Genomic DNA, 25,711 nt, shown 5'->3' on the forward strand with positions numbered 1-25,711 from the left:
AGAAATTTGGGGAAAGTACACATGAGAATCGACAAGCTGACCAGCAAGCTGCAGACCGCCCTCGCGGACGCACAATCGATAGCGGTCGGGAAAGATCACAACTTCATTGAGCCGGTTCACCTGCTGCAGGCACTGCTCGACCAGGAAGGCAGCGCCATCAAACCACTGCTCAAACAGGCCGGCGCAGAGCCCGGACGCATTCGCCAGGCGATTGCCCGTGAAATCGAGAACCTGCCGGAAGTACAGGGATCAGCCGGCGACGTCTCCATGTCCAATGACATGGGCCGCCTGTTCAACATTGCCGACAAACTCGCACAGAAGCGCAAAGACCAGTACATCTCCAGCGAGCTGATGCTGCTGGCTGCCCTGGAAGACCGGGGCACACTTGGCCGGGTACTCCGGGAGCAGGGCGTAGATAAAGCTGCCCTGGAAAAAGCCATCGACGAAGTTCGCGGTGGTGAAGCCGTCAACGACGCCAGCGCCGAGGAAAACCGTCAGGCGCTGTCCAAATACACCATTGATCTCACCGAACGGGCCGAAGCTGGCAAGCTGGATCCGGTTATCGGTCGCGATGATGAAATCCGTCGCACCATTCAGGTATTGCAGCGCCGCCGGAAAAACAACCCGGTCCTCATCGGTGAGCCCGGCGTTGGTAAAACCGCCATTGTCGAAGGGTTGGCCCAGCGGATCGTCAACGGCGAGGTGCCCGATGGCCTCAAGGACAAGAAAGTCCTGTCACTCGACATGGGTGCCCTGATTGCCGGAGCCAAGTTCCGGGGTGAGTTCGAGGAGCGCCTGAAAGCGGTCCTGAACGAGCTGTCCAAGCAGGAAGGCCAGATCATCCTGTTCATCGACGAGATTCACACCATGGTCGGTGCCGGCAAGGCCGAAGGCTCAATGGACGCCGGGAACATGCTCAAGCCGGCCCTGGCCCGCGGCGAGCTGCACTGCGTGGGCGCGACCACCCTTGATGAATACCGTGAAAATATCGAGAAAGATGCAGCCTTGGAGCGTCGCTTCCAGAAAGTTCTGGTCAGCGAGCCCGGCGAAGAAGATACGATCGCCATCCTGCGGGGACTGAAAGAGCGTTATGAAGTGCATCACGGGGTTGAGGTAACAGACGGCGCCATCATTGCCGCCGCCAAGCTATCACACCGCTACATTACAGACCGGCAACTGCCGGACAAGGCCATTGACCTGGTGGACGAAGCAGCTTCCCAGATCCGCATGGAAATGGATTCCAAGCCCGAGGCCCTCGACCGTCTTGAGCGTCGACTGATTCAACTGAAAATCGAGCGTGAGGCGCTCAAAAAAGAGACCGATGCTGCCTCGAAAAAACGCCTGTCGGAGCTGTCCGACGTGATTACCGGTGTCGAGCGTGAATACGCTGATCTGGAAGAGGTTTGGAACACCGAAAAGGCTGCGTTGCACGGTTCCCAGAAGATCAAAAGTCGCCTGGAGCAGGCCCGTATCGATCTGGAGAACGCCCGTCGCGCGGGCGATCTTGGCAAGATGTCCGAGCTCCAGTACGGCCAGATTCCTGAGCTGGAGCGCCAACTGGACATGGCCAGCCAGGCTGAGATGATGGAAATGAAGCTGCTCCGGAACCGGGTGACCGACGAGGAGATCGCCGAGATTGTCTCCAAGTGGACCGGTATTCCTGTGTCCAAGATGCTCGAAGGCGAGCGGGATAAGCTAATGCGCATGGAGGAAGCTCTGCACGACCGGGTGATCGGCCAGGATGAAGCGGTCGAGGCCGTATCCAACGCGGTGCGTCGTTCCCGTGCGGGCTTGTCAGACCCCAATCGCCCCAATGGTTCCTTTCTGTTCCTTGGCCCGACGGGTGTGGGCAAGACCGAGCTGTGTAAGGCCCTGGCGTCCTTTCTGTTCGATACCGAGGAAGCCATGGTGCGTATCGACATGTCCGAATTCATGGAGAAGCATTCAGTCGCTCGCCTGATTGGTGCGCCTCCGGGCTATGTAGGCTATGAGGAGGGTGGCTACCTGACCGAAGCGGTTCGTCGCCGGCCGTACTCTGTGTTGCTGCTGGATGAGGTGGAGAAGGCCCATCCGGATGTGTTCAACATCCTTCTGCAGGTACTTGAGGATGGCCGCCTGACGGACGGGCAGGGTAGAACCGTCGACTTCCGGAATACGGTCATTGTCATGACCTCAAATCTCGGCTCGGACATCATCCAGCAGAAAGCCGGTGAGGAGAACTATGAGGTGATGAAGAATGCGGTGATGGAAGTCGTCGGTACCCATTTCCGCCCCGAGTTCATCAACCGGGTGGATGAAGTGGTCGTGTTCCACCCGCTGGCGGAGAGCCAGATCCAGGGTATCGCCCGCATTCAGATTGAGTCGCTGAGCAAGCGCCTGAAAGAACAGGATATGAGGCTCGAGTTGGATGACGCCGCGATGGAGTTGCTGGCCGAAGTCGGGTATGACCCGGTTTACGGTGCGCGGCCTTTGAAGCGGGCGATTCAGCGAATGATCGAAAACCCGCTGGCTCAGAGGCTGCTGCAGGGAGAGTTTATGCCGGGGGATGTTATCAAGGGGACGGTGGAGGACCACCACCTGACTTTCGCCAAGGCTTGAGTGGAAAACCGGGGTCAGATGAATGCGTTCATCTGACCCCTTTTTTCCGTCTTACTGTTCTTCTGGTCCGCAATTCTCTTCCGCAATCCGCTCAAATTCTGCCCGCTTTTCGGCGATTTCTTCTGAGCTAAGGTAGCGTTGTTCTCCGTTCTCCTCAATCCGAATACGGGCGTTGGTGTCAATTATGTCCAGATTCGAACGAGCTGTTTCGCAGTTCGCTTCGCGCTGTTTTCTGCGGGCTTCCTCAGCTGCCGTTTCCTGGCGCTGCTCCGCCTCCTCCGCTTGACGTTCCTCCATATTCTGCAAACGCTCCTGAAGCCTCTGTCGATTGCCGGATGCGTCTGTGGAAGTGCCTGAGCGCACATTGACTCGTTCGGCCTTTGAACCAGTCGGCTGCCGGTCGCCGAAGTGGGTAACCCCGTTTTCATCGGTCCATTTATAGACAGAGGCGCTCATGGCGACACCTGGTACAACGGCCAGTAATAAGGTCAGCGTCAGGATTTTTCTGTTCATGGCTCTACTCGCGTATGTTCACTGCTCCCGGGCAGGCAGACAACCTGGATAGACCGGGCCCGTTTTTTCAATTCATTATTCCACATCATGCCACTGGCACTGCGGATTTTCTTCTGTCTGGTTCAAATCTTTGTATGGATTTGTAGCAAGATTGGCAGACCTTCGGCCAGTATAGGCACAGAAACCTGCAACGGCTATTGACAGGGAGTTTCGCGCTGTCAGAATTACCGATTGCCTGAAGACTGGGGTCAATACGGCAGGCAATCCCGAGCGAGTATCCCCCATCAATTACCACACTGAACGCGCCGCGCATCCGTCGCGGGATGGTTGTTGCTTACGTGCAACCCGTTGATTGGCCGTTCTCCGCAACCCTCAGGAGGGCGGCTGGCCAGGAGACAACCTCTTAACAAGGTGTGGAGGAGCAGCCGGTTCCGCTTTCACAAGAAGCATGGACACCGTGAATCCAGGCAACCGGGATCAGCCCCGGCTCATTCACTCGTAGAAGAGGGTAGAAAATCGTGGAGTTATTGTCTGGCGCCGATATGTTGATCCGGTCCCTTCAAGACGAATGCATCGAATACGTATACGGCTATCCGGGTGGTGCAGCCCTTCATATTTATGACGCGCTGTTCAGGCAGGACAAAGTCAAGCACATTCTGGTCAGGCACGAGCAGGCGGCGGTCCATATGGCCGACGGTTATGCCCGCGCAACCGGAAAACCAGGTACCGTACTGGTGACCTCGGGTCCTGGAGCCACCAACACCATCACCGGCATTGCCACCGCATTCATGGATTCCATCCCCATGGTGGTTCTGTGCGGCCAGGTTGCATCCACTCTCATCGGTGAGGACGCGTTCCAGGAAACCGATATGATGGGTGTCTCCCGACCCGTGGTGAAGCACAACCTCAGTGTCCGGCACCCCGAGGAAATCCCGGAAATCATCCGCAAGGCCTATTACATTGCTGCCACCGGCCGTCCCGGCCCTGTGGTCGTGGATATCCCCAAGGATATGACCACGCCGAACGAACGGTACGAATACGCGTACCCCAAGAAGGTCAAACTGCGGTCCTACAACCCCGCTATTCGCGGCCATGCCGGTCAGATCAAGAAAGCCGTCGACATGATGCTGGCGGCCAAGCGCCCGGTTATCTATGCAGGTGGTGGGGTGATTCTGGGCAAGGCATCGGATCAGCTGACCGAGCTTGTCCGGATGCTGGGGTATCCAATCACCAATACCCTGATGGGGATTGGCTGTTACCCGGCCAGCGACAAGCAGCACCTTGGTTGGCTCGGCATGCACGGCACCTATGAAGCGAATATGGCCATGCACCACTCGGATCTGATTCTCTGCGTGGGAGCCCGCTTTGATGACCGGGTGACCAATGCCACCGAGAAGTTCTGTCCGGGCGCGCGCATTATCCATATCGACATCGACCCGGCTTCGATTTCCAAGACGGTGGATGCGGATGTGCCCATTGTTGGTCCGGTAGACGCCGTGCTGAAGGAAATGCTGTCGCTGGTCAAGGAAGCCAAAGAAAAGCCCGATGCGGATGCCATCGCTTCCTGGTGGAAGCAGATCGATGAATGGCGGGCATTCCACGGAATGCGTTATGAGACCGGTCCGGATGTGATCAAGCCCCAGGAAGTGATCGAGATGCTGTGTCGCCTGACTAACGGCGAAGCCTTCGTGACTTCCGATGTGGGTCAGCACCAGATGTTTGCGGCCCAGTACTACAAGTTCGACAAACCCAACCGCTGGATCAATTCCGGTGGTCTCGGCACCATGGGCTTTGGTTTGCCGGCGGCCATGGGGGTCAAGCTGACCCATCCGGACGATGAAGTACTGTGCATTACCGGTGAGGGTAGTATCCAGATGAACATTCAGGAGCTGTCCACCTGCAAGCAGTACAATCTGCCGGTGAAGATCATCAACCTGAACAATCAGGCACTGGGTATGGTCAAGCAGTGGCAGGACATGAACTACGAGTCCCGTCATGCCGAGTCCTACATGGAATCACTCCCAGATTTCATCAAGCTGGCGGAAGCCTATGGGCACAAGGGTGTCCGGATTGAGAAGAAAGAAGATCTGGAAACCAAGCTGAAAGAAGTGCTGGCAATGAAGGACGATCTGGTGTTCGTGGATATTTACGTGGACCGCTTTGAGCACGTGTATCCGATGCAGGTTGCCCGGGGCTCCATGAAGGATATGTGGCTCAGCAAGACGGAGAGGGTCTGATCATGCGTCGAATCATTTCTGTTTTGCTTGAAAACGAGCCCGGCGCCCTGTCACGGGTTGTTGGTCTGTTTTCCCAGCGCAACTACAACATCGAAACGCTCACCGTGGCGCCAACCGAAGACGAGACTTTGTCCCGTCTTACCGTGACCACGACGGGTTCTGACAAGGTGATCGAACAGATCACCAAGCAACTGAACAAGCTGATCGAAGTCGTCAAGCTGGTGGATCTGACCGAAGGTGCCCACATCGAGCGTGAGCTGATGCTGGTCAAACTGAAGGCCACTGGTTCCCAGCGTGCCGAGATCAAGCGTACGGTAGACATTTTCCGCGGCCAGATTGTAGATGTGACCAGTTCGGTCTACACGGTCCAGCTGGCAGGTGACAGCGAAAAGCTGGACGGCTTTATTCAGGCCGTTGGCACGTCGGGCGTTCTGGAAGTAGTCCGCAGCGGTGTATCCGGTATCGCCCGAGGCGAGAAGGTGCTCAGCCTTTAAGAATTTCAAACACGTTTTGAACATTATGGCCCCTCGGGGTCATCACAAATAACAGAGGTTTCTCATGCAGGTTTATTACGATAAGGATTGTGATCTTTCCATCATCCAGGGCAAGAAAGTTGCCATCATCGGCTTCGGTTCCCAGGGCCACGCGCACGCGTGCAACCTGAAAGAGTCTGGCGTTGACGTAACCGTGGGTCTGCGCCCGGGTTCCTCCTCCATCGCCAAAGCCGAAGCCTATGGCCTGAAGACCAGCGACGTGCCGTCTGCGGTTGCCACGGCTGACGTTGTAATGGTTCTGACCCCGGACGAGTATCAGGCTCAGCTGTACAAGGCTGAAATCGAGCCGAATCTGCAGCAAGGCGCCACTCTGGCATTCGCCCACGGCTTTGCGATCCACTACAACCAGATCGTTCCGCGCAAGGATCTGGACGTAATCATGGTTGCTCCAAAGGCGCCGGGTCACACGGTTCGCACTGAATTCGCCAACGGCGGCGGTATTCCCGATTTGATCGCCATCTTCCAGGATGCCTCCGGCAATGCCAAGAATCTGGCCCTCTCCTATGCCAGCGGTATCGGTGGTGGTCGTACTGGCATCATCGAAACCAGCTTTAAAGACGAGACTGAAACCGATCTGTTCGGTGAGCAAGCCGTTCTGTGTGGCGGCACGGTGGAGCTGGTCAAGGCCGGTTTTGAAACTCTGGTTGAAGCCGGGTACGCACCGGAAATGGCCTATTTCGAATGTCTGCACGAGCTGAAGCTGATCGTAGACCTGATGTACGAGGGCGGCATTGCCAACATGAACTACTCCATCTCCAACAATGCGGAGTATGGTGAGTACGTGACTGGTCCGGAAATCATCAACGAGCAGTCTCGCGAAGCCATGCGCAACGCCCTGAAGCGTATCCAGAGCGGCGAGTATGCCAAGATGTTCATCTCTGAAGGCGCTCTGAATTACCCGTCCATGACTGCACGTCGCCGCCAGAACGCTGCCCACGATATCGAAGTGGTTGGTGAGAAGCTGCGCGGTATGATGCCGTGGATCTCCGCAAACAAGATCGTGGATAAGGACAAAAACTAAGCGGAATTCCGCCTGGTTTTGAAAAACGCGGCCCGTGAGGCCGCGTTTTTCGTATATACTCCGCCCAAACGCTTTCCGGAGTAATGGAAATGACTGAAGAAAGAAAAACCGCCGACGGCAAGCAGAACCCGGACTACGAAGTCGAGGCCGGGGAAGTGGTTGAAGAAGAGCTGGTTGAGGGTGCACCGGTTCGCCGAAAAGGTATCTATCTGCTCCCCAATGCGCTGACAACGGCTTCGCTGTTTTCAGGTTTCTACGCCATAGTCTCTGCCGCAAACGGCGTGTTTGATAACGCCGCGATTGCCATTTTTGTCTCCATGATTCTGGATGGACTGGATGGCCGTGTTGCCCGGATGACCAACACCCAAAGCAAATTCGGAGAAGAGTACGACAGCCTGGCCGACATGGTGGCCTTTGGTGTTGCCCCTGGCCTCGTTGCCTTCTTCTGGTCGCTGAACGCCTTTGATAAGGTCGGTTGGGCCGTTACTTTTATCTACGTGGCTGGCGCTGCACTTCGTCTGGCCCGCTTCAACACTCAGATTGGTTCAGTTGACAAGAAGTTCTTTGTTGGGTTGCCCAGCCCCGCAGCCGCGGCGTGCGTTGCTGGCCTGGTCTGGTGCTTCCATCTCTTTGAACCCGCTGCCTGGCTCACGTTGCTTACCATGGTGGTGGTTGCCGGTACGGGCGTGCTGATGGTCAGCAATATTCTCTATCGCAGTTTCAAGGATCTGGATCTGCGTGGTCGGGTGCCTTTTGCTGCGATTCTGCTTGTGGTCCTGGTCTTTGTAGTGATCGCGCTGGATCCGGCTACCGTACTCTTTACCGGATTTCTGATATACGCGTTGTCCGGCCCTATTCGTGCGCTGTTTCGTGGTAAGCCCCGAAAAGCTTCAGGCGCCGCTGACTGAGCTCTTGCTGCCCGGGCCTTCTCATCGAGGCCCGGGAATTTTCACCACAGTCTCCGGTCAACGCCTTAGCTGGCTGACGCCCTGACGGAGACTTTCCATGTTTATCAAGAATAGCCCATCCTGGGTGTTGCCCCACTCAGAAGTTACCCCCGAAGCTGTTTATCTCAATCGAAGGAAGTTCATGTCTGGAGCTGCGGCCGTCGCCGCGGGCCTTTCAATGCCGGGTCTTTTATCCGCTGCGAAGCTGCCGGTGCCGGGGGAAGCGTTGGACTATGTTGCAATGCCCGGCTTTTCTACCGGTGAGGAGAAAACACCGTTCGAGGATGTGACCCGCTATAACAACTTCTACGAATTTGGCACCGGAAAAGGCGATCCGGCCGAGTACGCCGACGAAATGAGCGTCGATCCCTGGTCCATAGTGGTTGAAGGTGAATGTGGTCGGCCCGGTAAATATGCCTTGGAAGACCTGCTAAAACCTCATGAATACCAGGAGCGGGTGTATCGCCTGCGTTGTGTCGAGGCCTGGTCTATGGTCATTCCCTGGATTGGCATTCCACTCGCCGACGTTATAAAACGGCTTGAACCCAATTCCCGAGCGAAATACGTCTATTTCGAGACCCTGTATGATCCGGATCAGATGCGGGGTCAGCGCTCATTGTTCAGCACCATCGACTGGCCCTACCAGGAGGGCTTAAGGATGGATGAGGCCATGAACGAGTTAACCTTCCTGGCGGTCGGGCTTTATGGCAAAACCATGCCCAATCAGAATGGTGCGCCTATCCGGCTGGTTGTTCCCTGGAAATACGGGTTCAAGAGCATCAAATCGATCGTCAAGATACGTTTCCAGGAGGAGCGCCCGAAAACCACCTGGGAAATGCTCGCGCCCCAGGAGTACGGATTCTATGCCAACGTTAACCCGGAGGTGGACCATCCAAGGTGGAGTCAGAAGCGTGAACGTAGATTGCCTTCCGGTCTGCTTTCGCCTAACTGGATGGAGACGGTCAAGTTCAATGGTTATGGGGAGCAGGTGGCCGACCTGTACAAGGGTATGGACCTGAGCAAGTTCTATTGATGAATCGTCCGCGAATAGTGGATCGACCGGGCTTTGTCTTGGCTTTTCGCCTTTTTGCGGCCTCTCTTGCCTGCGTTCCACTGCTGATATTGGCAATCAACATTGCAACGCAGTCTCTGGGGCCTGACCCGGGCCAGGAGGTGACGGAGTCACTCGGCCTTGCAGCGTTCCAATTGTTAATCGTGACTTTGGCGATGACCCCGCTCAAGCGATGGTCTGGCTGGGCAGGCTGGATCCGGATTCGCCGAATGCTCGGCCTGTTTGCATTTTTCTATGCCGTACTACATGTGCTGGCGTTTCTGCAATTCATACTCGGGTGGAGTGATCTTTGGGCGACGTTCACCAAGCGGCCCTACATTGTCGCGGGCGCACTTTCCTTCCTTATGCTCGTGCCTCTGGCTGTGACCTCAACGAGGGGGATGGTGAAGCGGCTGGGTAAAAACTGGAAACCGCTGCACAAGCTGATCTACCTGATCGCCATCGCTGCCTGGGTCCATTTTATCTGGCAGGCAAGAAGCGATATTGGCGAAATGGTCGCTTACGGCCTGGTCATCGTGGGTTTGCTGACGTTGCGCTGGAAATGGAACGGCGTTCGAGGGTTGATACCCTTTGTCAGGGGCTGATTTTGGTCTAAGAATTGATCAAAGTGATCGATTGCTGATCAGCCTACTACGTGGAAACCGAAACCGCTAGAAATTAATTCAAAAACCTCGTTGACAGTTTTCCTGACGCCTGTAGAATGCGCACCACTTCTGAGGGACAAGCCACTCACGGCGGTCTCCCGAAGCGATGCAACTGTTTGAAAGTATTGAAGAAAACGAGTTTTAAAATTCTTCAAATAAACGGTTGACAAGGCAGCGGAACGATGTAGAATACGCGGCCTTGATTGAGCAACAGCTCAAACGCTCTTTAAAAAGTTAACCAAGTAATTCGTGTGGGCGCTGGCCGAGGTATTTCGGATACGAAATATCAGGACAGTGACTCGTCGAAATTGAGTTTTGTCTTGAGCAAGAATTGCGATCTTCGGATTGCTATATGATTTAAACTGAAGAGTTTGATCATGGCTCAGATTGAACGCTGGCGGCAGGCTTAACACATGCAAGTCGAGCGGTAACAGGGGGTGCTTGCACCCCGCTGACGAGCGGCGGACGGGTGAGTAATGCATAGGAAACTGCCCAGTAGTGGGGGATAGCCCGGGGAAACCCGGATTAATACCGCGTACGCCCTTCGGGGGAAAGCAGGGGATCTTCGGACCTTGCGCTATTGGATGTGCCTATGTCGGATTAGCTAGTTGGTGGGGTAAAGGCCTACCAAGGCGACGATCCGTAGCTGGTCTGAGAGGATGATCAGCCACATCGGGACTGAGACACGGCCCGAACTCCTACGGGAGGCAGCAGTGGGGAATATTGGACAATGGGGGCAACCCTGATCCAGCCATGCCGCGTGTGTGAAGAAGGCTTTCGGGTTGTAAAGCACTTTCAGTGAGGAGGAAAAGTTGGTCGTTAATACCGGCCAGCCTTGACGTTACTCACAGAAGAAGCACCGGCTAACTCCGTGCCAGCAGCCGCGGTAATACGGAGGGTGCAAGCGTTAATCGGAATTACTGGGCGTAAAGCGCGCGTAGGTGGTTTGATAAGCGAGATGTGAAAGCCCCGGGCTTAACCTGGGAACGGCATTTCGAACTGTCAGGCTAGAGTATGGTAGAGGAGTGTGGAATTTCCTGTGTAGCGGTGAAATGCGTAGATATAGGAAGGAACACCAGTGGCGAAGGCGGCACTCTGGACCAATACTGACACTGAGGTGCGAAAGCGTGGGGAGCAAACAGGATTAGATACCCTGGTAGTCCACGCCGTAAACGATGTCTACTAGCCGTTGGGACTCTTGAAGTCTTAGTGGCGCAGCTAACGCACTAAGTAGACCGCCTGGGGAGTACGGCCGCAAGGTTAAAACTCAAATGAATTGACGGGGGCCCGCACAAGCGGTGGAGCATGTGGTTTAATTCGACGCAACGCGAAGAACCTTACCTGGCCTTGACATGCAGAGAACTTTCCAGAGATGGATTGGTGCCTTCGGGAACTCTGACACAGGTGCTGCATGGCCGTCGTCAGCTCGTGTCGTGAGATGTTGGGTTAAGTCCCGTAACGAGCGCAACCCCTATCCCTAGTTGCTAGCAGTTCGGCTGAGAACTCTAGGGAGACTGCCGGTGACAAACCGGAGGAAGGTGGGGATGACGTCAGGTCATCATGGCCCTTACGGCCAGGGCTACACACGTGCTACAATGGCGCGCACAGAGGGCTGCAAACCCGCGAGGGGGAGCCAATCTCACAAAACGCGTCGTAGTCCGGATCGCAGTCTGCAACTCGACTGCGTGAAGTCGGAATCGCTAGTAATCGTGAATCAGAATGTCACGGTGAATACGTTCCCGGGCCTTGTACACACCGCCCGTCACACCATGGGAGTGGATTGCACCAGAAGTGGTTAGTCTAACCTTCGGGAGGACGATCACCACGGTGTGGTTCATGACTGGGGTGAAGTCGTAACAAGGTAGCCGTAGGGGAACCTGCGGCTGGATCACCTCCTTAAACGAAGCCGAATGCTTCGGTCAGAGTCCACACGAATTACTTGGTTGGCTGAATAAAGAGAGCAGATGGGTCGTTGCAGGCCCGTGTTTTTGGGTCTGTAGCTCAGGTGGTTAGAGCGCACCCCTGATAAGGGTGAGGTCGGTGGTTCAAGTCCACCCAGACCCACCAGAATTTCACTGCTCGTCGTTGTCAAAGCACTTGCATAGCAGGCTATGCGGCGCACTTTGACGCCTAGATCAGCAAAATCCTGATCTTGGAGACGATAGCAGAGCGCAGGACAGATTACGTTAATCTAGGCGCAGCTTGAATGAGTGAAGGAGTGACCCTCGATGGGTCATGACTGATGCGAATGAATGCTGCAACGACGAGTAACGGAAGCTGGACAAGTTCTGGGGCTATAGCTCAGCTGGGAGAGCGCCTGCCTTGCACGCAGGAGGTCGGCAGTTCGATCCTGCCTAGCTCCACCAAATTACTGACTAACTTCGGTTAGCAGTGTACAGAAACAAGCTTTTCAGTTGTGTGACTCGATTGCGAGTTGTGGCTGAAGATCTTCTTTCTGATCACTGGGTCAGATTTGCTCTTTAACAAATTGGACGAGATAGAACACGAAGATATTTCTCTCATTATCTCCGAGAGGAATATGTTCAATGTGATAGCGATTTCAAGCGTTATCCGGTGTTGTCGTTGAAGTGGTTGTTATATTGCTTCAAGTGGCTGTCTCGAATAGACCTCTGAATCAGGCTTGCCTGGTGATGGGTGTTGATTCGTGATCAGTTGTCTTGGGGTTATATAGTCAAGCAACTAAGCGCATACGGTGGATGCCTTGGCAGTCAGAGGCGATGAAAGACGTGGAAGCCTGCGATAAGGCTCGGGGAGCTGGCAAACAAGCTGTGATCCGGGCATTTCTGAATGGGGAAACCCACCGACTTTCGGGTCGGTACCTTACACTGAATCCATAGGTGTAAGGGGCGAACCGGGGGAACTGAAACATCTAAGTACCCCGAGGAAAAGAAATCAACCGAGATTCCCTAAGTAGCGGCGAGCGAACGGGGACTAGCCCTTAAGCTAGACAACTGGTAGGAGAAGGCTCTGGAAAGTGCCGCCATAGTGGGTGATAGCCCCGTATCCGAAACCTGAGTCTGGTGAAATCGAGTAGGACGGGACACGTGATATCCTGTCTGAACATGGGGGGACCATCCTCCAAGGCTAAATACTCCTGACTGACCGATAGTGAACCAGTACCGTGAGGGAAAGGCGAAAAGAACCCCTGTGAGGGGAGTGAAATAGATCCTGAAACCGTATGCGTACAAGCAGTCGGAGCGGACTTGTTCCGTGACGGCGTACCTTTTGTATAATGGGTCAGCGACTTATGTTCAGTGGCGAGGTTAACCGTTTAGGGGAGCCGTAGGGAAACCGAGTCTGAATAGGGCGATTTAGTCGCTGGGCATAGACCCGAAACCGGGCGATCTATCCATGAGCAGGTTGAAGGTGCCGTAACAGGCACTGGAGGACCGAACCCACTGTCGTTGAAAAGCCAGGGGATGACTTGTGGATCGGAGTGAAAGGCTAATCAAGCCCGGAGATAGCTGGTTCTCCCCGAAAGCTATTTAGGTAGCGCCTCGGACGAATACCACAGGGGGTAGAGCACTGTTTCGGCTAGGGGGTCATCCCGACTTACCAACCCGATGCAAACTCCGAATACCTGTGAGTACTATCCGGGAGACACACGGCGGGTGCTAACGTCCGTCGTGAAGAGGGAAACAACCCAGACCGCCAGCTAAGGTCCCCAAGTACCAGTTAAGTGGGAAACGATGTGGGAAGGCTCAGACAGCTAGGAGGTTGGCTTAGAAGCAGCCATCCTTTAAAGAAAGCGTAATAGCTCACTAGTCGAGTCGGCCTGCGCGGAAGATGTAACGGGGCTAAAACTGGTCACCGAAGCTGCGGCTGCATACTTTGTATGCGGGGTAGGGGAGCGTTCTGTAAGCCTGCGAAGGTGTGTTGAGAAGCATGCTGGAGGTATCAGAAGTGCGAATGCTGACATGAGTAACGACAATGCGGGTGAAAAACCCGCACGCCGGAAGACCAAGGGTTCCTGCGCAACGCTAATCGGCGCAGGGTGAGTCGGCCCCTAAGGCGAGACCGAAAGGTGTAGTCGATGGGAAACGGGTTAATATTCCCGTACCTTGGATAGCTGCGATGGAGAGACGGAGAAGGCTAGGTGAGCCGGGCGACGGTTGCCCCGGTTTAAGCGAGTAGGGAGTGGACTTAGGCAAATCCGGGTCCACAATCCCGAGACGTGACGACGACTGCTCATAGAGCGGGAAGTCATTGATGCCATGCTTCCAGGAAAATCTTCTAAGCTTCAGGCTATTCGAGACCGTACCCCAAACCGACACAGGTGGTCAGGTAGAGAATACCAAGGCGCTTGAGAGAACTCGGGTAAAGGAACTAGGCAAAATGGTGCCGTAACTTCGGGAGAAGGCACGCTGGCAGTAAGTGAAGCCCCTGCGGGTGGAGCTGAGACCAGTCGAAGATACCAGGCCCCTGCGACTGTTTATTAAAAACACAGCACTGTGCAAACACGAAAGTGGACGTATACGGTGTGACGCCTGCCCGGTGCCGGAAGGTTAATTGATGGGGTTAGCGCTTGCGCGAAGCTCTTGATCGAAGCCCCGGTAAACGGCGGCCGTAACTATAACGGTCCTAAGGTAGCGAAATTCCTTGTCGGGTAAGTTCCGACCTGCACGAATGGCGTAACGATGGGGGCGCTGTCTCTACCCGAGACTCAGTGAAATTGAAATCGCCGTGAAGATGCGGTGTATCCGCGGCTAGACGGAAAGACCCCGTGAACCTTTACTATAGCTTCACAGTGAACTTTGAGCATGTTTGTGTAGGATAGCTGGGAGGCTTTGAAGTGGGAACGCCAGTTCTCATGGAGCCAACCTTGAAATACCAGCCTGACATGTTTGAGGTTCTAACTTGGTCCCCTTATCGGGGATGAGGACACTGTGTGGTGGGTAGTTTGACTGGGGCGGTCTCCTCCCAAAGCGTAACGGAGGAGCACAAAGGTGGGCTAAGCATGGTCGGACATCATGCGGTTAGTGTAATGGCACAAGCCCGCTTAACTGCGAGACAGACACGTCGAGCAGGTACGAAAGTAGGTCATAGTGATCCGGTGGTTCTGTATGGAAGGGCCATCGCTCAACGGATAAAAGGTACTCCGGGGATAACAGGCTGATACCGCCCAAGAGTTCACATCGACGGCGGTGTTTGGCACCTCGATGTCGGCTCATCACATCCTGGGGCTGAAGCCGGTCCCAAGGGTATGGCTGTTCGCCATTTAAAGTGGTACGCGAGCTGGGTTTAGAACGTCGTGAGACAGTTCGGTCCCTATCTGCCGTGGACGTTGGAGATTTGAGGAAAGCTGCTCCTAGTACGAGAGGACCGGAGTGGACGAACCTCTGGTGTTCGGGTTGTGACGCCAGTCGCATTGCCCGGTAGCTATGTTCGGACAGGATAACCGCTGAAAGCATCTAAGCGGGAAGCCCCTTCCAAGATGAGATCTCCCTGGACCCTCGAGGTCCCTGAAGAGCCGTTCAAGACCAGGACGTTGATAGGTCGGGTGTGTAAGCGCTGCGAGGCGTTGAGCTAACCGATACTAATTGCTCGTGCGGCTTGACTATATAACACCCAAGACAATTGCGGATAACGCAGAGCCTAACCGCTCAAACGAAATCAAACATCACTGTCAGTCCAACTGACCGTTCTATCCCGTCCCCCAGTGATCAACCGTTTTGCCTGACGACCATAGCGGTCTGGAACCACCTGATCCCATCCCGAACTCAGAAGTGAAACAGACCAGCGCCGATGGTAGTGTGGCGTTGCCCATGTGAGAGTAGGTCATCGTCAGGCTCCTAAATAAAACAGCCCCGACAGCATTAGCTGCCGGGGCTTTTTTATTTTGGATCGAGGCCCTGCTGTGCACTACACAGGCCCCCATGTGACCAGCTTGCCAACGGCAAGCGCAGGACGCGGGAGCGCAGCGACGGCGGGCCCAAAGGGCCGAAGGCCAACGGCCTGAGCAATGTAGGTCATCGTCAGGCTCCTAATACCTAAAACCCCAGCATCTTCGGTGCTGGGGTTTTTTATTGCCTGAAAATCACGCCCTCACTCACCACAACCCGGTGATATACTTCCTCCACAAAGAACAAACTCTGACAATGGAGTCACCCAATGCCTGCCACTGATCATCTGGTCATCTTTGATACAACGCTCCGCGATGGTGAGCAAAGCCCCGGTGCCACCATGAATAAAGCGGAGAAGCTCCGCATTGCGAAAGCGCTGGAAAAGCTCCGGGTCGACGTTATCGAGGCAGGATTCGCGATTGCGAGCCAGGGTGATTTCGAGGCGGTGAAAGGGATAGCAGAAACCATTAAGGATTCCACGATCTGCAGTCTTGCCAGGGCGCTTGATAAGGATATCGACCGCGCAGCAGAAGCAATCCGGCCGGCACACCGCGGTCGCATTCATACGTTCATCGCCACGTCGCCTATTCACATGAAGCACAAGTTGCAGATGCAGCCGGATGAAGTGATCGAGCAGGCGGTTCGATCAGTAAAGCGTGCTAGAAGCCATGTGGATGACGTTGAGTTTTCTTGCGAAGACGCAGGGCGCTCGGAGTTGGACTTCCTGTGCCGGATCATTGAGGCAGCCATTGATGCCGGCGCCACCACGATCAACATTCCCGATACCGTGGGCTACGCGATCCCAGAGCAGTTCGGTGAAACCATCCGTCAGCTCATGAACCGGATCCCCAACGCCGATAAAGCCATTTTTTCGGTACATTGCCATAACGATCTGGGTCTGGCTGTCTCAAATTCACTAGCGGCGGTCTCCCAGGGCGCTCGCCAGGTTGAGTGCACCATCAATGGGTTAGGTGAGCGAGCCGGTAATGCGGCGCTTGAGGAAATCGTGATGGCGGTCCGTACCCGCCAGGACCTGTTCAACATCGACACTCGCATTGATACCCAGCACATCGTGCCCGCGTCGCGGCTGGTTTCCACCATCACCGGGTTTCCTGTTCAGCCCAACAAGGCCATCGTGGGTGCCAATGCCTTTGCCCATGAATCGGGCATTCATCAGGATGGGGTGCTGAAGCACCGGGAAACCTACGAGATCATGCGTGCGCAGGATGTGGGCTGGCACACCAACAGTCTTGTGTTGGGTAAACATTCGGGGCGTAACGCGTTCCGTACCCGTTTGCTAGAACTCGGGATCCAGTTTGAGACCGAAACCGAACTGAATGAAGCGTTCACACGGTTCAAGGCACTCGCTGATCTCAAGCACGAAATTTTCGACGAGGATCTGCAGGCGATTGCCAGCGATACCCGCCAGAAAGAGGAAGACGGTCGGTATGGGCTGGTCTGCATGCAGGTATGCTCTGAGACAGGAGTCGTGCCCAAGGCCAATCTGACCCTGACAGTGGACGGCAAAGAACATAAGGTCGAGGCGGAAGGTAGCGGTCCGGTCGATGCGACCTTCAAAGCAATCGAATCTCTGGTGGATTCAGGCTGCAATCTCCAACTGTATTCCGTAAACAACATCACCAGCGGCACCGATGCCCAGGGCGAAGTGACTGTGCGCCTGGAACGTGGTGGTCGGATCGTTAACGGCGTGGGTGCGGATACTGATATCATCATTGCGTCCGCCAAAGCCTACATAGAGGCTCTGAACCTGATCAGCAAGGGCGGAATTCGACAGCATCCCCAGGTGGCGGATGTGTGAGAGTGTGAGTGCGGCGAGTTGCTACAGGCGAAGTGAATGATTGGATCGGAAGCAGAGCGTCAATTTTATCTGGGAGCGGCGGGGATACGGATGTGGTATGCCCGGCAGCCGCTCCCGGGTGCGGCGCCCAGTCCAGAGTTTGTGTATCCAGAGGAGGGCGCAGCTCCTGAGACAGTTCCAGGGCATCCCGAGCCGGTAGCCCGTCGGGCAGGTGGTTTGGGCCACGTTGGCACGGAGAAGCCGATTGCTCCGGATCGCACCGAAGGCGTTGCCCGAATAGCCGATCTGCAGGCATTGATGGGTGGTAACGCTGGTGTTCCGGAAAAGGCCTCGCAGCAGCCCCCCGCAACGCCCTCTTTGCCGGAGGCGCCAACCGAAACTCCGAATTCAGAGTTTTCTGAGGAAGTGTCGGCGCGACCGTCCCGAATCCCAACCGTGAGTGCCAATCTCATGATCTGGGCGGGGAGCAATGTGGTTCTTATCGGAGGCATGTCCGAGGATGCCAGCGGTCGTCTGCAGGAGACCCTTGCGATGAATATTCTCAAGAGCTTGGGAGAGCATAAGCCCCGGGTTCTGGGCCGTGTGGTCTGGCCCATCTTCAACAATCTGCTGGTCCCCGGGAACTCCGGTCATGACCTTGTTGAGGTGATTCGCCACATTCTGTCGGGTCTGGAGCGTAAGCCTGTTGTTGTTCTGCAGGCCGGAGAAGATTCGGAGCAGGGCTGGGTGGAAGCAGCTCTCGGCCGTGATGCGGCAGTTCGGTTTCCGCACACCCTCGCGGAGATTGCCGGTAACCCGACGCTCAAGCGATCCCTGTGGCAACAAATACGGCCTATGGTCGCCCGTTAATGCCCTATCCGGAAGCCTACCAAAAAGTTCTCAACGCCGATCTGCTCATGCGTCCTCTGGCGCCTGAGGATGTGCCGGCAGTGCTTGATATAGAGCGCCAGGGGTATTCCCATCCCTGGAGCGAATCCGTATTTCTGGATTGTTTCAAGGACAACTATCGGGTCTGGGGTGCCTTCCATGGCGGCGATCTTGTTGGCTACGCTGTCCTGGCTTACATCGTTGATGAAGCGCATTTGCTGAATATTTGCGTGCACCCGAGAGCCCGCGGCGAGGGCGTGGGACGCTATCTCCTGAGGTACGTTCTGGCAACCGCAGCCCATGAGGGTATGTCCCAGCTGTTGCTTGAGGTCAGGGTCAGCAATCATGCCGCTATCGCGTTGTACCAGGATGAGGGTTTTCGCGAAATCGGTCTGCGCCCCGGGTATTATCCGGCTGCCAATGGACGGGAGGATGCGCGCGTTATGATGCGTGCTCTCGGCCAGTGAGTGCTCAAGTGCGAGTTAGCGTCACAGCGGCATAGGGCCTATAATGGCCGCCTTTTCCAGAACATCAGATTCAGGTTGCTTTTCGATTATGTCTAACCTTTCCCAGGAAGTGGCCAAGCGCCGCACCTTTGCCATTATTTCGCACCCGGATGCCGGTAAGACTACGATTACCGAGAAGGTGCTGTTATTCGGCCAGGCCATTCAGAAGGCTGGTACCGTCAAGGGAAAGAAATCCGGTCAGCACGCCAAGTCTGACTGGATGGAAATGGAAAAAGAGCGGGGTATCTCGGTTACCACCTCCGTAATGCAGTTCCCCTATGGTGGCAAGCTGGTGAACCTGCTGGATACGCCGGGCCACGAGGATTTCTCCGAGGATACCTACCGGACCCTGACAGCGGTCGACTCCTGCCTGATGGTGATTGACAGTGCCAAGGGTGTTGAGGAGCGAACCATCAAGCTGATGGAAGTTACCCGCTTGCGGGATACCCCCATTCTCACCTTCATGAACAAGCTGGACCGGGATACCCGGGATCCGGTGGAGCTGATGGATGAGGTTGAAGAGGTCCTGAAGATCGCCTGCGCGCCGATCACCTGGCCTATTGGTATGGGCAAGAGCTTCAAAGGTGTGTATCACCTGCTGCGGGATGAAGTCATCCTCTATCAGTCCGGTCAGGGACACATGATTCAGGACAAGCGAATTATCTCGGGGCTCGATAACCCGGAGCTGGATGAGGCGATTGGCGCCTATGCTGACGACCTGCGCGATGAGATTGAGCTTGTAAAGGGCGCTTCCCACGAATTCGATCAGGAAGCCTTTCTTGCTGGCGAGTTGACGCCGGTATTCTTTGGTACAGCACTGGGCAATTTCGGTGTCGACCACATGCTGGATGGCCTGGTGGAGTGGGCTCCGGCGCCACAGCCCCGAGAAACCGACCAGAGACTGGTCCAGCCTGCAGAGGACGCCTTTTCGGGTTTCGTCTTCAAGATCCAGGCAAACATGGACCCGCAACACCGCGATCGCGTTGCGTTCCTCCGTATCGTCTCCGGCAGTTACAACCAGGGCATGAAGGCCCGCCATGTTCGTATTGGCAAAGAGGTCCGCTTTTCAGACGCACTGACCTTTATGGCCGGGGACCGTGAGCACGCCGAGCAGGCCTTTGCTGGCGATATTATTGGCTTGCACAACCACGGGACCATTCAGTTGGGGGATACCTTTACCGCGGGTGAGGATATGAAATTCACCGGCATCCCGAACTTCGCTCCGGAACTCTTCCGCCGGATTCGCCTGAAAGACCCGCTCAAGGCCAAGCAGCTCCAGAAAGGCCTGATCCAGTTGTCAGAGGAAGGGGCTGTTCAGGTGTTCAGGCCTCTGCGTAACAACGACCTGATTGTCGGGGCCGTGGGTGTTCTGCAGTTCGACGTGGTGGTCAGTCGCCTGAAAAGTGAGTACAAGGTAGAGGCGATTTACGAGCCGATCAACGTCGCCACGGCTCGGTGGGTGACCTGCAGCGATGAGCGCAAGTTGGATGAGTTCCAGCGCAAGAACAACGACAACCTGGCTCTTGATGGCAGTGACCGGCTCGCCTACATCGCTCCGACCATGGTAAACCTGAATCTGGCTCAGGAAAGGTATCCGGACATCCAGTTCCACAAGACCCGGGAGCATTAAACGTTCCGGGCGGAGGTGACCGTGCAGCTGATCGACGCCCATTGCCATTTTGATTTCCCTCAGTTCGATGGCCGGCACGAAGCGGAGCTCGAGCAGGCCCGATCGCTCGGACTCCGCCGACTGGTCATACCCGGTGTCCGGCGGCCAGACTGGGACAGGGTCCGTGACACAGCACTTGCCCATAATGGCCTGTTCTACTGTCTCGGGATTCATCCCTGGTTTGTTGAAGAGCATTCCGAAGAGGATCTGTCGGAGCTTCGCAGGCGACTTGCGGCTCGGCCCGAGCGCTGCGTCGCCCTAGGGGAGTGTGGACTCGACCGCCTCAAAGGCAGTCTTGAAGTACAATGGCCCTGGTTTGACAGCCAGGTGGCATTAGCGAACGAGTTCGGCATGCCGCTGGTGATCCATTCCGTTAAGGCCCATGACGAAGTACACAGTCTGCTCAACCGTCGGCAGTGGACGGGACGGGCCCTGATTCACGGCTTCAGTGGCAGTTTTCAGCAGGGCGAAAAGCTGGTCGATCTGGGGTGCTTCATTGGCGTGGGAGGCGTAATTACTCACCCCCGGGCCCGAAAGACCCGCGATGCAATCGCAAAGTTGCCACTGGAGGCGCTGGTGCTTGAGACGGATGCGCCGGACATGGCGCCGGTGGGTGTACCGCAGGGGCAGAATTCTCCCCGGTATTTGCCGGATATTCTGAAGGCGCTTGCAGAGATTCGTGGCGATACGCCAGAGCAGCTGGCGCCGGTGTTGCTGGATAATGTGTCCCGGCTTTACGGTTGGTCCGGCGCGGATATAGGGGAATAACGAAACGAGCCGACACAGGGTTGGCTTTCCCGGGTGGTTCGAGTATACTTCGCGCCCTGGCTTTTCAAGGCGATGTCATTATCTCAGCCCCGAATGATGGCAGCGCAACACAGGTATGGAACCTCCTCCGGATGCCTTGCATTTACCGGTGGTGGTTTTTAACGTTTCTTATATAGCGTTCAAGGCGGAATCAATGAAGACTCTGAGTGCGAAACCAGAAACAGTAAAACGTGACTGGTACGTTGTAGACGCAGCCGGCAAGACGCTGGGTCGTCTGTCAACCGAAATCGCCCTACGTCTGCGGGGCAAGCATAAGCCTGAGTACACCCCTCACGTAGACACTGGCGATTACATTGTTGTGATCAACGCGAGCCAGGTGCGGGTTACCGGCAAGAAGGCATCTGACAAGATGTACTACAGTCATACCGGCTTTCCGGGTGGAATCAAGTCCATCAACTTCGAGAAGCTGGTCGACAAGGCTCCCGAGCAAATCATTCAGAAGTCTGTCAAAGGCATGCTTCCGAAAGGCCCGCTCGGTCGCGCCATGTTCAAGAAGCTGAAAATCTATGCCGGCGCTGAGCATCCTCACGCAGCCCAGCAGCCCAAAGAACTCGACATTTAACGGAAGGCGGATATGTCTGTAGCACAAAATTACGGTACTGGTCGCCGCAAGACATCCACGGCTCGGGTTTTTATCAAGCCGGGAAGCGGTAACATCTCTATCAATGGTCGCTCAATCGAAGATTTCTTCGGTCGTGACACCCTGCGCATGATCGTTCGTCAGCCGCTGGTTGTTGCCGAGTCTACCGATCGTTTTGATATTCAAATCACCGTGAAGGGTGGTGGTATCAGTGGTCAGGCCGGCGCTATTCGCCACGGTCTGACTCGCGCCCTGATGGATTACGACGAAACTCTGCGTCCGGCGCTGCGTAAAGCGGGTTATGTTACCCGTGACGCGCGTGAGGTCGAACGTAAGAAAGTGGGTCTGCGCAAGGCGCGTAAGCGTCCTCAGTACTCCAAGCGTTAATTTCGCTGGAACAGATCCAGGAAAACCCGGCCCTTTTCGGTCGGGTTTTTTTATGTTCGGACGATTTGTCAGCAAATTGATCTGGAACAGTGATGAGGCGCCAGCGCCGGCTTTCCGACTTGTAAGGCCAAGGTAATTTCATTACCATTTGGGCGCTTATATTTTTGGGTTGTGAAGTCCTTTAAGATGCACATCGCCGGCGGTTTTGCGGGCTGTGACATCGCCTGATGGGAGAAAACCATAATGAGTAATGGCGACGTGAGCCAAGGCCGGCGCCGGTTTCTGATCGGTGCCACGTCTGTGGTGGGTGGAGTCGGCGTCGTCGGTGCGGCCGTTCCTTTCGTGGCATCCTGGAATCCCAGTGCCAAAGCGGAAGCAGCGGGTGCACCGGTAACCGTCAATGTCAGCAAGATTGAACCGGGTCAGCAGATTACGGTCGAGTGGCGAGGTAAGCCGGTCTGGATCATTCGCCGTACCGAAGAGATGCAGGCGAATATCGAGAAGCTCAACGACCGGGTGAAAGATCCCCAGTCAGAAGCGCCTCAGCAGCCACCGTATATTGATGGCATCCTGCGTTCCCTGAAGCCGGAGTTTGCCGTGCTTGTAGGGTTGTGTACCCATCTTGGCTGTGTTCCGTCCTACCGTCCGGAAGTTGCTCCGGCGGATCTCGGTGATGAGTGGCTGGGTGGACTTTTCTGCCCGTGTCACGGTTCCCGATACGACATGGCCGGAAGGGTCTATGAGGCGCAGCCTGCTCCCCTGAACCTTGAGGTGCCGCCTTATCGTTTTGACGACGATTCGACCCTCACGATTGGTCTTGATCCGGAGGCAGCGTAATGCAAAAGCTGATTAACTGGGTAGACGAGCGTCTGCCAATCGTAGATGCCTGGAACAAGCATCTTGGAAAGTATTACGCGCCGAAGAACTTCAACGTGTGGTACTTCTTTGGTTCCCTCGCCATGCTGGTCCTCGTGAACCAGCTGGTTACCGGGATCTGGCTGACCATGAGCTACAACCCGTCCGGCGAAGGCGCGTTTGCGTCTGTCGAGTACATCATGCGTGATGTCGAGTGGGGCTGGTTGCTCCGTTATCTGCATTCTACCGGTGCTTCGGCATTCTTCGTTGTGGTCTATCTCCACATGTTCCGGGGGCTGATGTATGGCTCCTATCAGAAGCCGCGTGAACTCATCTGGATCTTCGGTATGTTGATCTACCTGATCCTGATGGCTGAGGCGTTCATGGGTTATCTGCTGCCTTGGGGCCAGATGTCCTACTGGGGTGCCCAGGTTATCGTAAACCTCTTCGGTGCTATTCCGGTCATCGGTGAAGATCTGTCACTGTGGATCCGTGGCGATTACCTGATTTCCGGCATTACCCTGAACCGCTTCTTTGCGTTGCATGTGGTAGCTCTGCCGATCGTTCTCCTTGGTCTGGTTGTGCTTCACATTCTGGCACTGCACGAAGTGGGCTCAAACAACCCTGACGGTATCGATATCAAGAAGAACAAGGACGAAAACGGTATTCCGAAAGATGGTATCCCGTTCCACCCTTACTACACAGTGCACGACCTTCTGGGCGTCGGTGTATTCTTCTTTATCTTCTTCATCGTCGTGTTCTTCTTCCCGGAAGGCGGCGGGCTGTTCATTGAAAAGCCGAACTTCGAACCAGCTAACCCTCTCAAGACGCCCGATCATATCGCGCCGGTCTGGTACTTCACGCCTTTCTACGCAATGCTGCGTGCGGTAACGATTGACCTGTTCGGTCTGGATGCCAAGTTCTGGGGTGTTGTCGTGATGGGCGCAGCGATCGCCATTCTGTTTGTGCTGCCATGGCTGGACAAGAGCCCGGTACGCTCAATGCGGTACAAGGGCTGGCTGAGTCGCATTGCCCTGGCCATTTTTGCAGTCAGTTTCGTGGTGCTTGGCTATCTCGGCCTGGTACCGGCGACTGAAGGCCGCACCATGGTTGCCCAGATTCTGACGGTGCTGTACTTCCTCTACTTCATCCTTATGCCGTTCTATACGCGTATGGAGAAAACCAAGCCAGTTCCAGAGAGGGTGACAGGATAATGAGAAAGCTGATTTTTGGTCTTTTCATCGCGGTCCTGCCGGCACTCGGGCTGGCAGCGGGTTCAACCGTGCCGCTGGACAGCTTCGAGTCAGATCACTCTGACAAAGCCTCTCTGCAGCGTGGTGCAGCTCTGTTTACCAACTACTGCATGGGTTGCCATTCCATGGAGTATGCCCGATACAAGCGCGTGGCTGATGATCTGGAGATTCCCGACGAACTGTACGAGGAAAACCTGATCTTCACTGGCGCCAAGATTGGCGAGCTGATGAAGAACTCCATGAGCAAGGACATGGCTGCCGATTGGTTTGGTGCACCGCCACCGGATCTCACGCTGGAAACGCGTTTGCGGGGCGAAGCGTGGGTATATTCCTACCTGCGTGGCTTCTACAAGGATGAGTCCCGACCGCTGGGCGTGAACAACGTGGTGTTCCCGGCCGTGGGTATGCCTCACGTTCTGGTGGGAATGCAGGGGCTGTGTGCCGTTGAGCCCAACATCGGGACTCCGGCCAGCGTTGAGCCCTTGAGTGGCAACATCAACAACGCCGACGTATGCCCGGAGTACGCCATCGAAGGCAGCATGTCTGGACCGGAATTCGACCAGGCCATGTACGATCTGACCAACTTCATGTCTTACATGGGTGATCCGGTCAAGCTTGAGCGTGAGCGTCTGGGGATTTTTGTCCTGATCTTTGTGGCCATCTTCTTCGTGTTCGCCTACATGCTCAATCGTGAGTACTGGAAGGACGTACACTGAGAAATAGGGTATAATCCCGTCCCCTGAGTTCCAGCGGGCATAACCGGCCCGCTGGATTTTTGCGTTTTTCAGGATCATTTCGGTTTGTTTACTCGTGAGGTAGTTCTATGGGCGTTGTGACCAAGCGGTCATCAATGACGTTTTTCTCGGATCCGGCCAGCCATTACAGCCACAGGGTGCGCATTGTTCTGGCAGAGAAGGGTGTTACCGTCGATATCGTAGATGTGGATCCGGACAATCCGCCGGCTGAGCTGGCCGACCTGAACCCGTACAACGCCCTGCCGACACTGGTGGATCGTGATCTGGTTCTTTATGAGCCCAATATCATGATGGAGTACCTGGACGAGCGTTTCCCGCATCCACCCTTGTTGCCGGTGTATCCGGTTGCCCGTGCCAATAGTCGTCTGATGATTCATCGGATCCAGAAGGACTGGTGTGGCCTGGTAGATCAGATCCTGGCGCAGCCGAACGCCAAAGCGTCTGAAACGGCGCGCAAAGAGCTGAAAGAAAGCCTGTTGGCGACGGCGCCGCTGTTCGGGGAGATGCCGTTCTTCCTGTCTGAAGAGTTCACCATCGTGGATTGCTGTATTGCCCCGATCCTGTGGCGCCTTCCGGCCCTCGGTATCGAGCTGAACGAAAAGCAGGCCAAGCCACTGCAGAAGTACATGGAGAGCATCTTCAGTCGGGAAGGGTTCAAGGCAAGCCTGTCCGACCTGGAAGAAGACATTCGCAGCTGATTTGGTAACGTTCCGCTGGCCGGAGCAGGAGAGTGGCAGTGGCT

General features: G+C 55.5%; 19 protein-coding genes, 2 tRNA genes and 3 rRNA genes. 23 read left to right on the forward strand and 1 reads right to left on the reverse strand.

From position 1 onward, the window contains the following. Positions 1 to 21: 21 nt before the first annotated feature. Positions 22 to 2,598, forward strand: a complete 2,577-nt coding sequence (clpB, locus tag NUW46_RS04120) for an ATP-dependent chaperone ClpB (RefSeq protein ID WP_418141431.1) — start codon at positions 22 to 24, stop codon at positions 2,596 to 2,598. Positions 2,599 to 2,649: 51 nt separating this feature from the next. Here clpB and NUW46_RS04125 read toward each other — a convergent pair whose 3' ends face one another. Continuing rightward, on the reverse strand, positions 2,650 to 3,111 hold the full coding sequence (locus tag NUW46_RS04125; protein WP_418141432.1) for a DUF4124 domain-containing protein: 462 nt from the start codon (positions 3,109 to 3,111) through the stop codon (positions 2,650 to 2,652). A gap of 518 nt (positions 3,112 to 3,629) precedes the next feature. On the opposite strand from NUW46_RS04125, the gene NUW46_RS04130 reads away from it, so the two are divergent. From NUW46_RS04130 to NUW46_RS04235, 22 genes are all read left to right on the forward strand, one after another. Further along, complete coding sequence (locus tag NUW46_RS04130) at positions 3,630 to 5,348, forward strand: acetolactate synthase 3 large subunit (protein WP_418141433.1); 1,719 nt, start codon at positions 3,630 to 3,632, stop codon at positions 5,346 to 5,348. Positions 5,349 to 5,350: 2 nt separating this feature from the next. Then, complete coding sequence (gene ilvN, locus NUW46_RS04135; RefSeq protein ID WP_008170692.1) at positions 5,351 to 5,842, forward strand: acetolactate synthase small subunit; 492 nt, start codon at positions 5,351 to 5,353, stop codon at positions 5,840 to 5,842. A gap of 64 nt (positions 5,843 to 5,906) precedes the next feature. Next, positions 5,907 to 6,923: a ketol-acid reductoisomerase gene (gene ilvC / locus NUW46_RS04140; protein WP_418141434.1), complete on the forward strand. Its 1,017-nt coding sequence runs from the start codon at positions 5,907 to 5,909 to the stop codon at positions 6,921 to 6,923. An 89-nt stretch (positions 6,924 to 7,012) separates the two neighbouring features. Beyond that, a complete protein-coding gene (pssA, locus tag NUW46_RS04145; RefSeq protein ID WP_209398907.1) occupies positions 7,013 to 7,831 on the forward strand; it encodes a CDP-diacylglycerol--serine O-phosphatidyltransferase in 819 nt (272 codons plus the stop codon). 97 nt (positions 7,832 to 7,928) lie between these two features. Continuing rightward, positions 7,929 to 8,903: a protein-methionine-sulfoxide reductase catalytic subunit MsrP gene (gene msrP, locus NUW46_RS04150; protein WP_418141435.1), complete on the forward strand. Its 975-nt coding sequence runs from the start codon at positions 7,929 to 7,931 to the stop codon at positions 8,901 to 8,903. Positions 8,904 to 8,941: 38 nt separating this feature from the next. Then, the gene (locus NUW46_RS04155) at positions 8,942 to 9,526 is read left to right on the forward strand and encodes a sulfite oxidase heme-binding subunit YedZ (protein ID WP_418141436.1); all 585 of its coding nucleotides are present in this window, start codon (positions 8,942 to 8,944) and stop codon (positions 9,524 to 9,526) included. A 419-nt stretch (positions 9,527 to 9,945) separates the two neighbouring features. Then, a 16S ribosomal RNA gene (locus NUW46_RS04160) occupies positions 9,946 to 11,485 on the forward strand. Between the two features lie 91 nt (positions 11,486 to 11,576). After that, positions 11,577 to 11,653 (forward strand) — tRNA-Ile (locus NUW46_RS04165). 223 nt (positions 11,654 to 11,876) lie between these two features. Then, positions 11,877 to 11,952, forward strand: a tRNA-Ala gene (locus tag NUW46_RS04170). Positions 11,953 to 12,276: 324 nt separating this feature from the next. Continuing rightward, positions 12,277 to 15,168: ribosomal RNA gene (locus tag NUW46_RS04175) — 23S ribosomal RNA — on the forward strand. A gap of 114 nt (positions 15,169 to 15,282) precedes the next feature. After that, a 5S ribosomal RNA gene (rrf, locus tag NUW46_RS04180) occupies positions 15,283 to 15,397 on the forward strand. Together the 16S, 23S and 5S rRNA genes with 2 tRNA genes alongside form the textbook arrangement of a ribosomal RNA operon. Positions 15,398 to 15,718: 321 nt before the next feature. Then, positions 15,719 to 17,269, forward strand: coding sequence for a 2-isopropylmalate synthase (locus NUW46_RS04185; protein ID WP_153634616.1), 1,551 nt, complete (start codon positions 15,719 to 15,721; stop codon positions 17,267 to 17,269). A 36-nt stretch (positions 17,270 to 17,305) separates the two neighbouring features. After that, entirely contained in the window at positions 17,306 to 18,118 is an 813-nt protein-coding gene (locus NUW46_RS04190) for a 2-isopropylmalate synthase (RefSeq protein WP_418141437.1), read from the forward strand. Beyond that, positions 18,118 to 18,603 (forward strand): ribosomal protein S18-alanine N-acetyltransferase, encoded by a 486-nt coding sequence (gene rimI, locus NUW46_RS04195; protein ID WP_418142010.1) that lies wholly within the window; start codon positions 18,118 to 18,120, stop codon positions 18,601 to 18,603. The genes NUW46_RS04190 and rimI overlap by 1 nt, the downstream gene beginning before the upstream one ends. 88 nt (positions 18,604 to 18,691) lie before the next feature. Further along, positions 18,692 to 20,272 (forward strand): peptide chain release factor 3, encoded by a 1,581-nt coding sequence (gene prfC / locus NUW46_RS04200; protein ID WP_069184013.1) that lies wholly within the window; start codon positions 18,692 to 18,694, stop codon positions 20,270 to 20,272. Positions 20,273 to 20,293: 21 nt separating this feature from the next. Then, complete coding sequence (locus NUW46_RS04205; protein WP_418141438.1) at positions 20,294 to 21,079, forward strand: TatD family hydrolase; 786 nt, start codon at positions 20,294 to 20,296, stop codon at positions 21,077 to 21,079. 193 nt (positions 21,080 to 21,272) lie between these two features. Beyond that, entirely contained in the window at positions 21,273 to 21,701 is a 429-nt protein-coding gene (gene rplM / locus NUW46_RS04210) for a 50S ribosomal protein L13 (RefSeq protein WP_008176556.1), read from the forward strand. A 12-nt stretch (positions 21,702 to 21,713) separates the two neighbouring features. Further along, positions 21,714 to 22,106, forward strand: a complete 393-nt coding sequence (gene rpsI / locus NUW46_RS04215) for a 30S ribosomal protein S9 (protein ID WP_069184011.1) — start codon at positions 21,714 to 21,716, stop codon at positions 22,104 to 22,106. Positions 22,107 to 22,349: 243 nt separating this feature from the next. Beyond that, the gene (gene petA / locus NUW46_RS04220) at positions 22,350 to 22,943 is read left to right on the forward strand and encodes a ubiquinol-cytochrome c reductase iron-sulfur subunit (protein ID WP_069184010.1); all 594 of its coding nucleotides are present in this window, start codon (positions 22,350 to 22,352) and stop codon (positions 22,941 to 22,943) included. Further along, positions 22,943 to 24,175, forward strand: a complete 1,233-nt coding sequence (locus NUW46_RS04225; RefSeq protein ID WP_296933806.1) for a cytochrome b — start codon at positions 22,943 to 22,945, stop codon at positions 24,173 to 24,175. Before petA ends, NUW46_RS04225 begins: the two co-directional genes overlap by 1 nt. Further along, on the forward strand, positions 24,175 to 24,930 hold the full coding sequence (locus NUW46_RS04230; RefSeq protein WP_136630355.1) for a cytochrome c1: 756 nt from the start codon (positions 24,175 to 24,177) through the stop codon (positions 24,928 to 24,930). Before NUW46_RS04225 ends, NUW46_RS04230 begins: the two co-directional genes overlap by 1 nt. A 107-nt stretch (positions 24,931 to 25,037) precedes the next feature. Next, the gene (locus NUW46_RS04235) at positions 25,038 to 25,667 is read left to right on the forward strand and encodes a glutathione S-transferase N-terminal domain-containing protein (protein WP_069184007.1); all 630 of its coding nucleotides are present in this window, start codon (positions 25,038 to 25,040) and stop codon (positions 25,665 to 25,667) included. The last annotated feature ends 44 nt before the right edge of the window (positions 25,668 to 25,711 follow it).

The organism is Marinobacter sp. MA, assembly GCF_048298425.1.
Lineage (GTDB): Bacteria > Pseudomonadota > Gammaproteobacteria > Pseudomonadales > Oleiphilaceae > Marinobacter > Marinobacter salsuginis.

What these genes read in the sequence shown, in the direction of transcription:
- clpB (WP_418141431.1), top strand. Translation starts at nt 22, where the DNA reads ATGAGAATCGACAAGCTGACCAGCAAGCTGCAGACCGCCCTCGCGGAC.
- rplM (WP_008176556.1), top strand. Translation starts at nt 21,273, where the DNA reads ATGAAGACTCTGAGTGCGAAACCAGAAACAGTAAAACGTGACTGGTAC.
- ilvC (WP_418141434.1), top strand. Translation starts at nt 5,907, where the DNA reads ATGCAGGTTTATTACGATAAGGATTGTGATCTTTCCATCATCCAGGGC.
- rpsI (WP_069184011.1), top strand. Translation starts at nt 21,714, where the DNA reads ATGTCTGTAGCACAAAATTACGGTACTGGTCGCCGCAAGACATCCACG.
- NUW46_RS04230 (WP_136630355.1), top strand. Translation starts at nt 24,175, where the DNA reads ATGAGAAAGCTGATTTTTGGTCTTTTCATCGCGGTCCTGCCGGCACTC.
- NUW46_RS04125 (WP_418141432.1), bottom strand. Translation starts at nt 3,111, where the DNA reads ATGAACAGAAAAATCCTGACGCTGACCTTATTACTGGCCGTTGTACCA.
- prfC (WP_069184013.1), top strand. Translation starts at nt 18,692, where the DNA reads ATGTCTAACCTTTCCCAGGAAGTGGCCAAGCGCCGCACCTTTGCCATT.
- ilvN (WP_008170692.1), top strand. Translation starts at nt 5,351, where the DNA reads ATGCGTCGAATCATTTCTGTTTTGCTTGAAAACGAGCCCGGCGCCCTG.
- NUW46_RS04185 (WP_153634616.1), top strand. Translation starts at nt 15,719, where the DNA reads ATGCCTGCCACTGATCATCTGGTCATCTTTGATACAACGCTCCGCGAT.
- NUW46_RS04235 (WP_069184007.1), top strand. Translation starts at nt 25,038, where the DNA reads ATGGGCGTTGTGACCAAGCGGTCATCAATGACGTTTTTCTCGGATCCG.
- NUW46_RS04225 (WP_296933806.1), top strand. Translation starts at nt 22,943, where the DNA reads ATGCAAAAGCTGATTAACTGGGTAGACGAGCGTCTGCCAATCGTAGAT.
- msrP (WP_418141435.1), top strand. Translation starts at nt 7,929, where the DNA reads ATGTTTATCAAGAATAGCCCATCCTGGGTGTTGCCCCACTCAGAAGTT.
- NUW46_RS04190 (WP_418141437.1), top strand. Translation starts at nt 17,306, where the DNA reads ATGATTGGATCGGAAGCAGAGCGTCAATTTTATCTGGGAGCGGCGGGG.
- pssA (WP_209398907.1), top strand. Translation starts at nt 7,013, where the DNA reads ATGACTGAAGAAAGAAAAACCGCCGACGGCAAGCAGAACCCGGACTAC.
- rimI (WP_418142010.1), top strand. Translation starts at nt 18,118, where the DNA reads ATGCCCTATCCGGAAGCCTACCAAAAAGTTCTCAACGCCGATCTGCTC.
- petA (WP_069184010.1), top strand. Translation starts at nt 22,350, where the DNA reads ATGAGTAATGGCGACGTGAGCCAAGGCCGGCGCCGGTTTCTGATCGGT.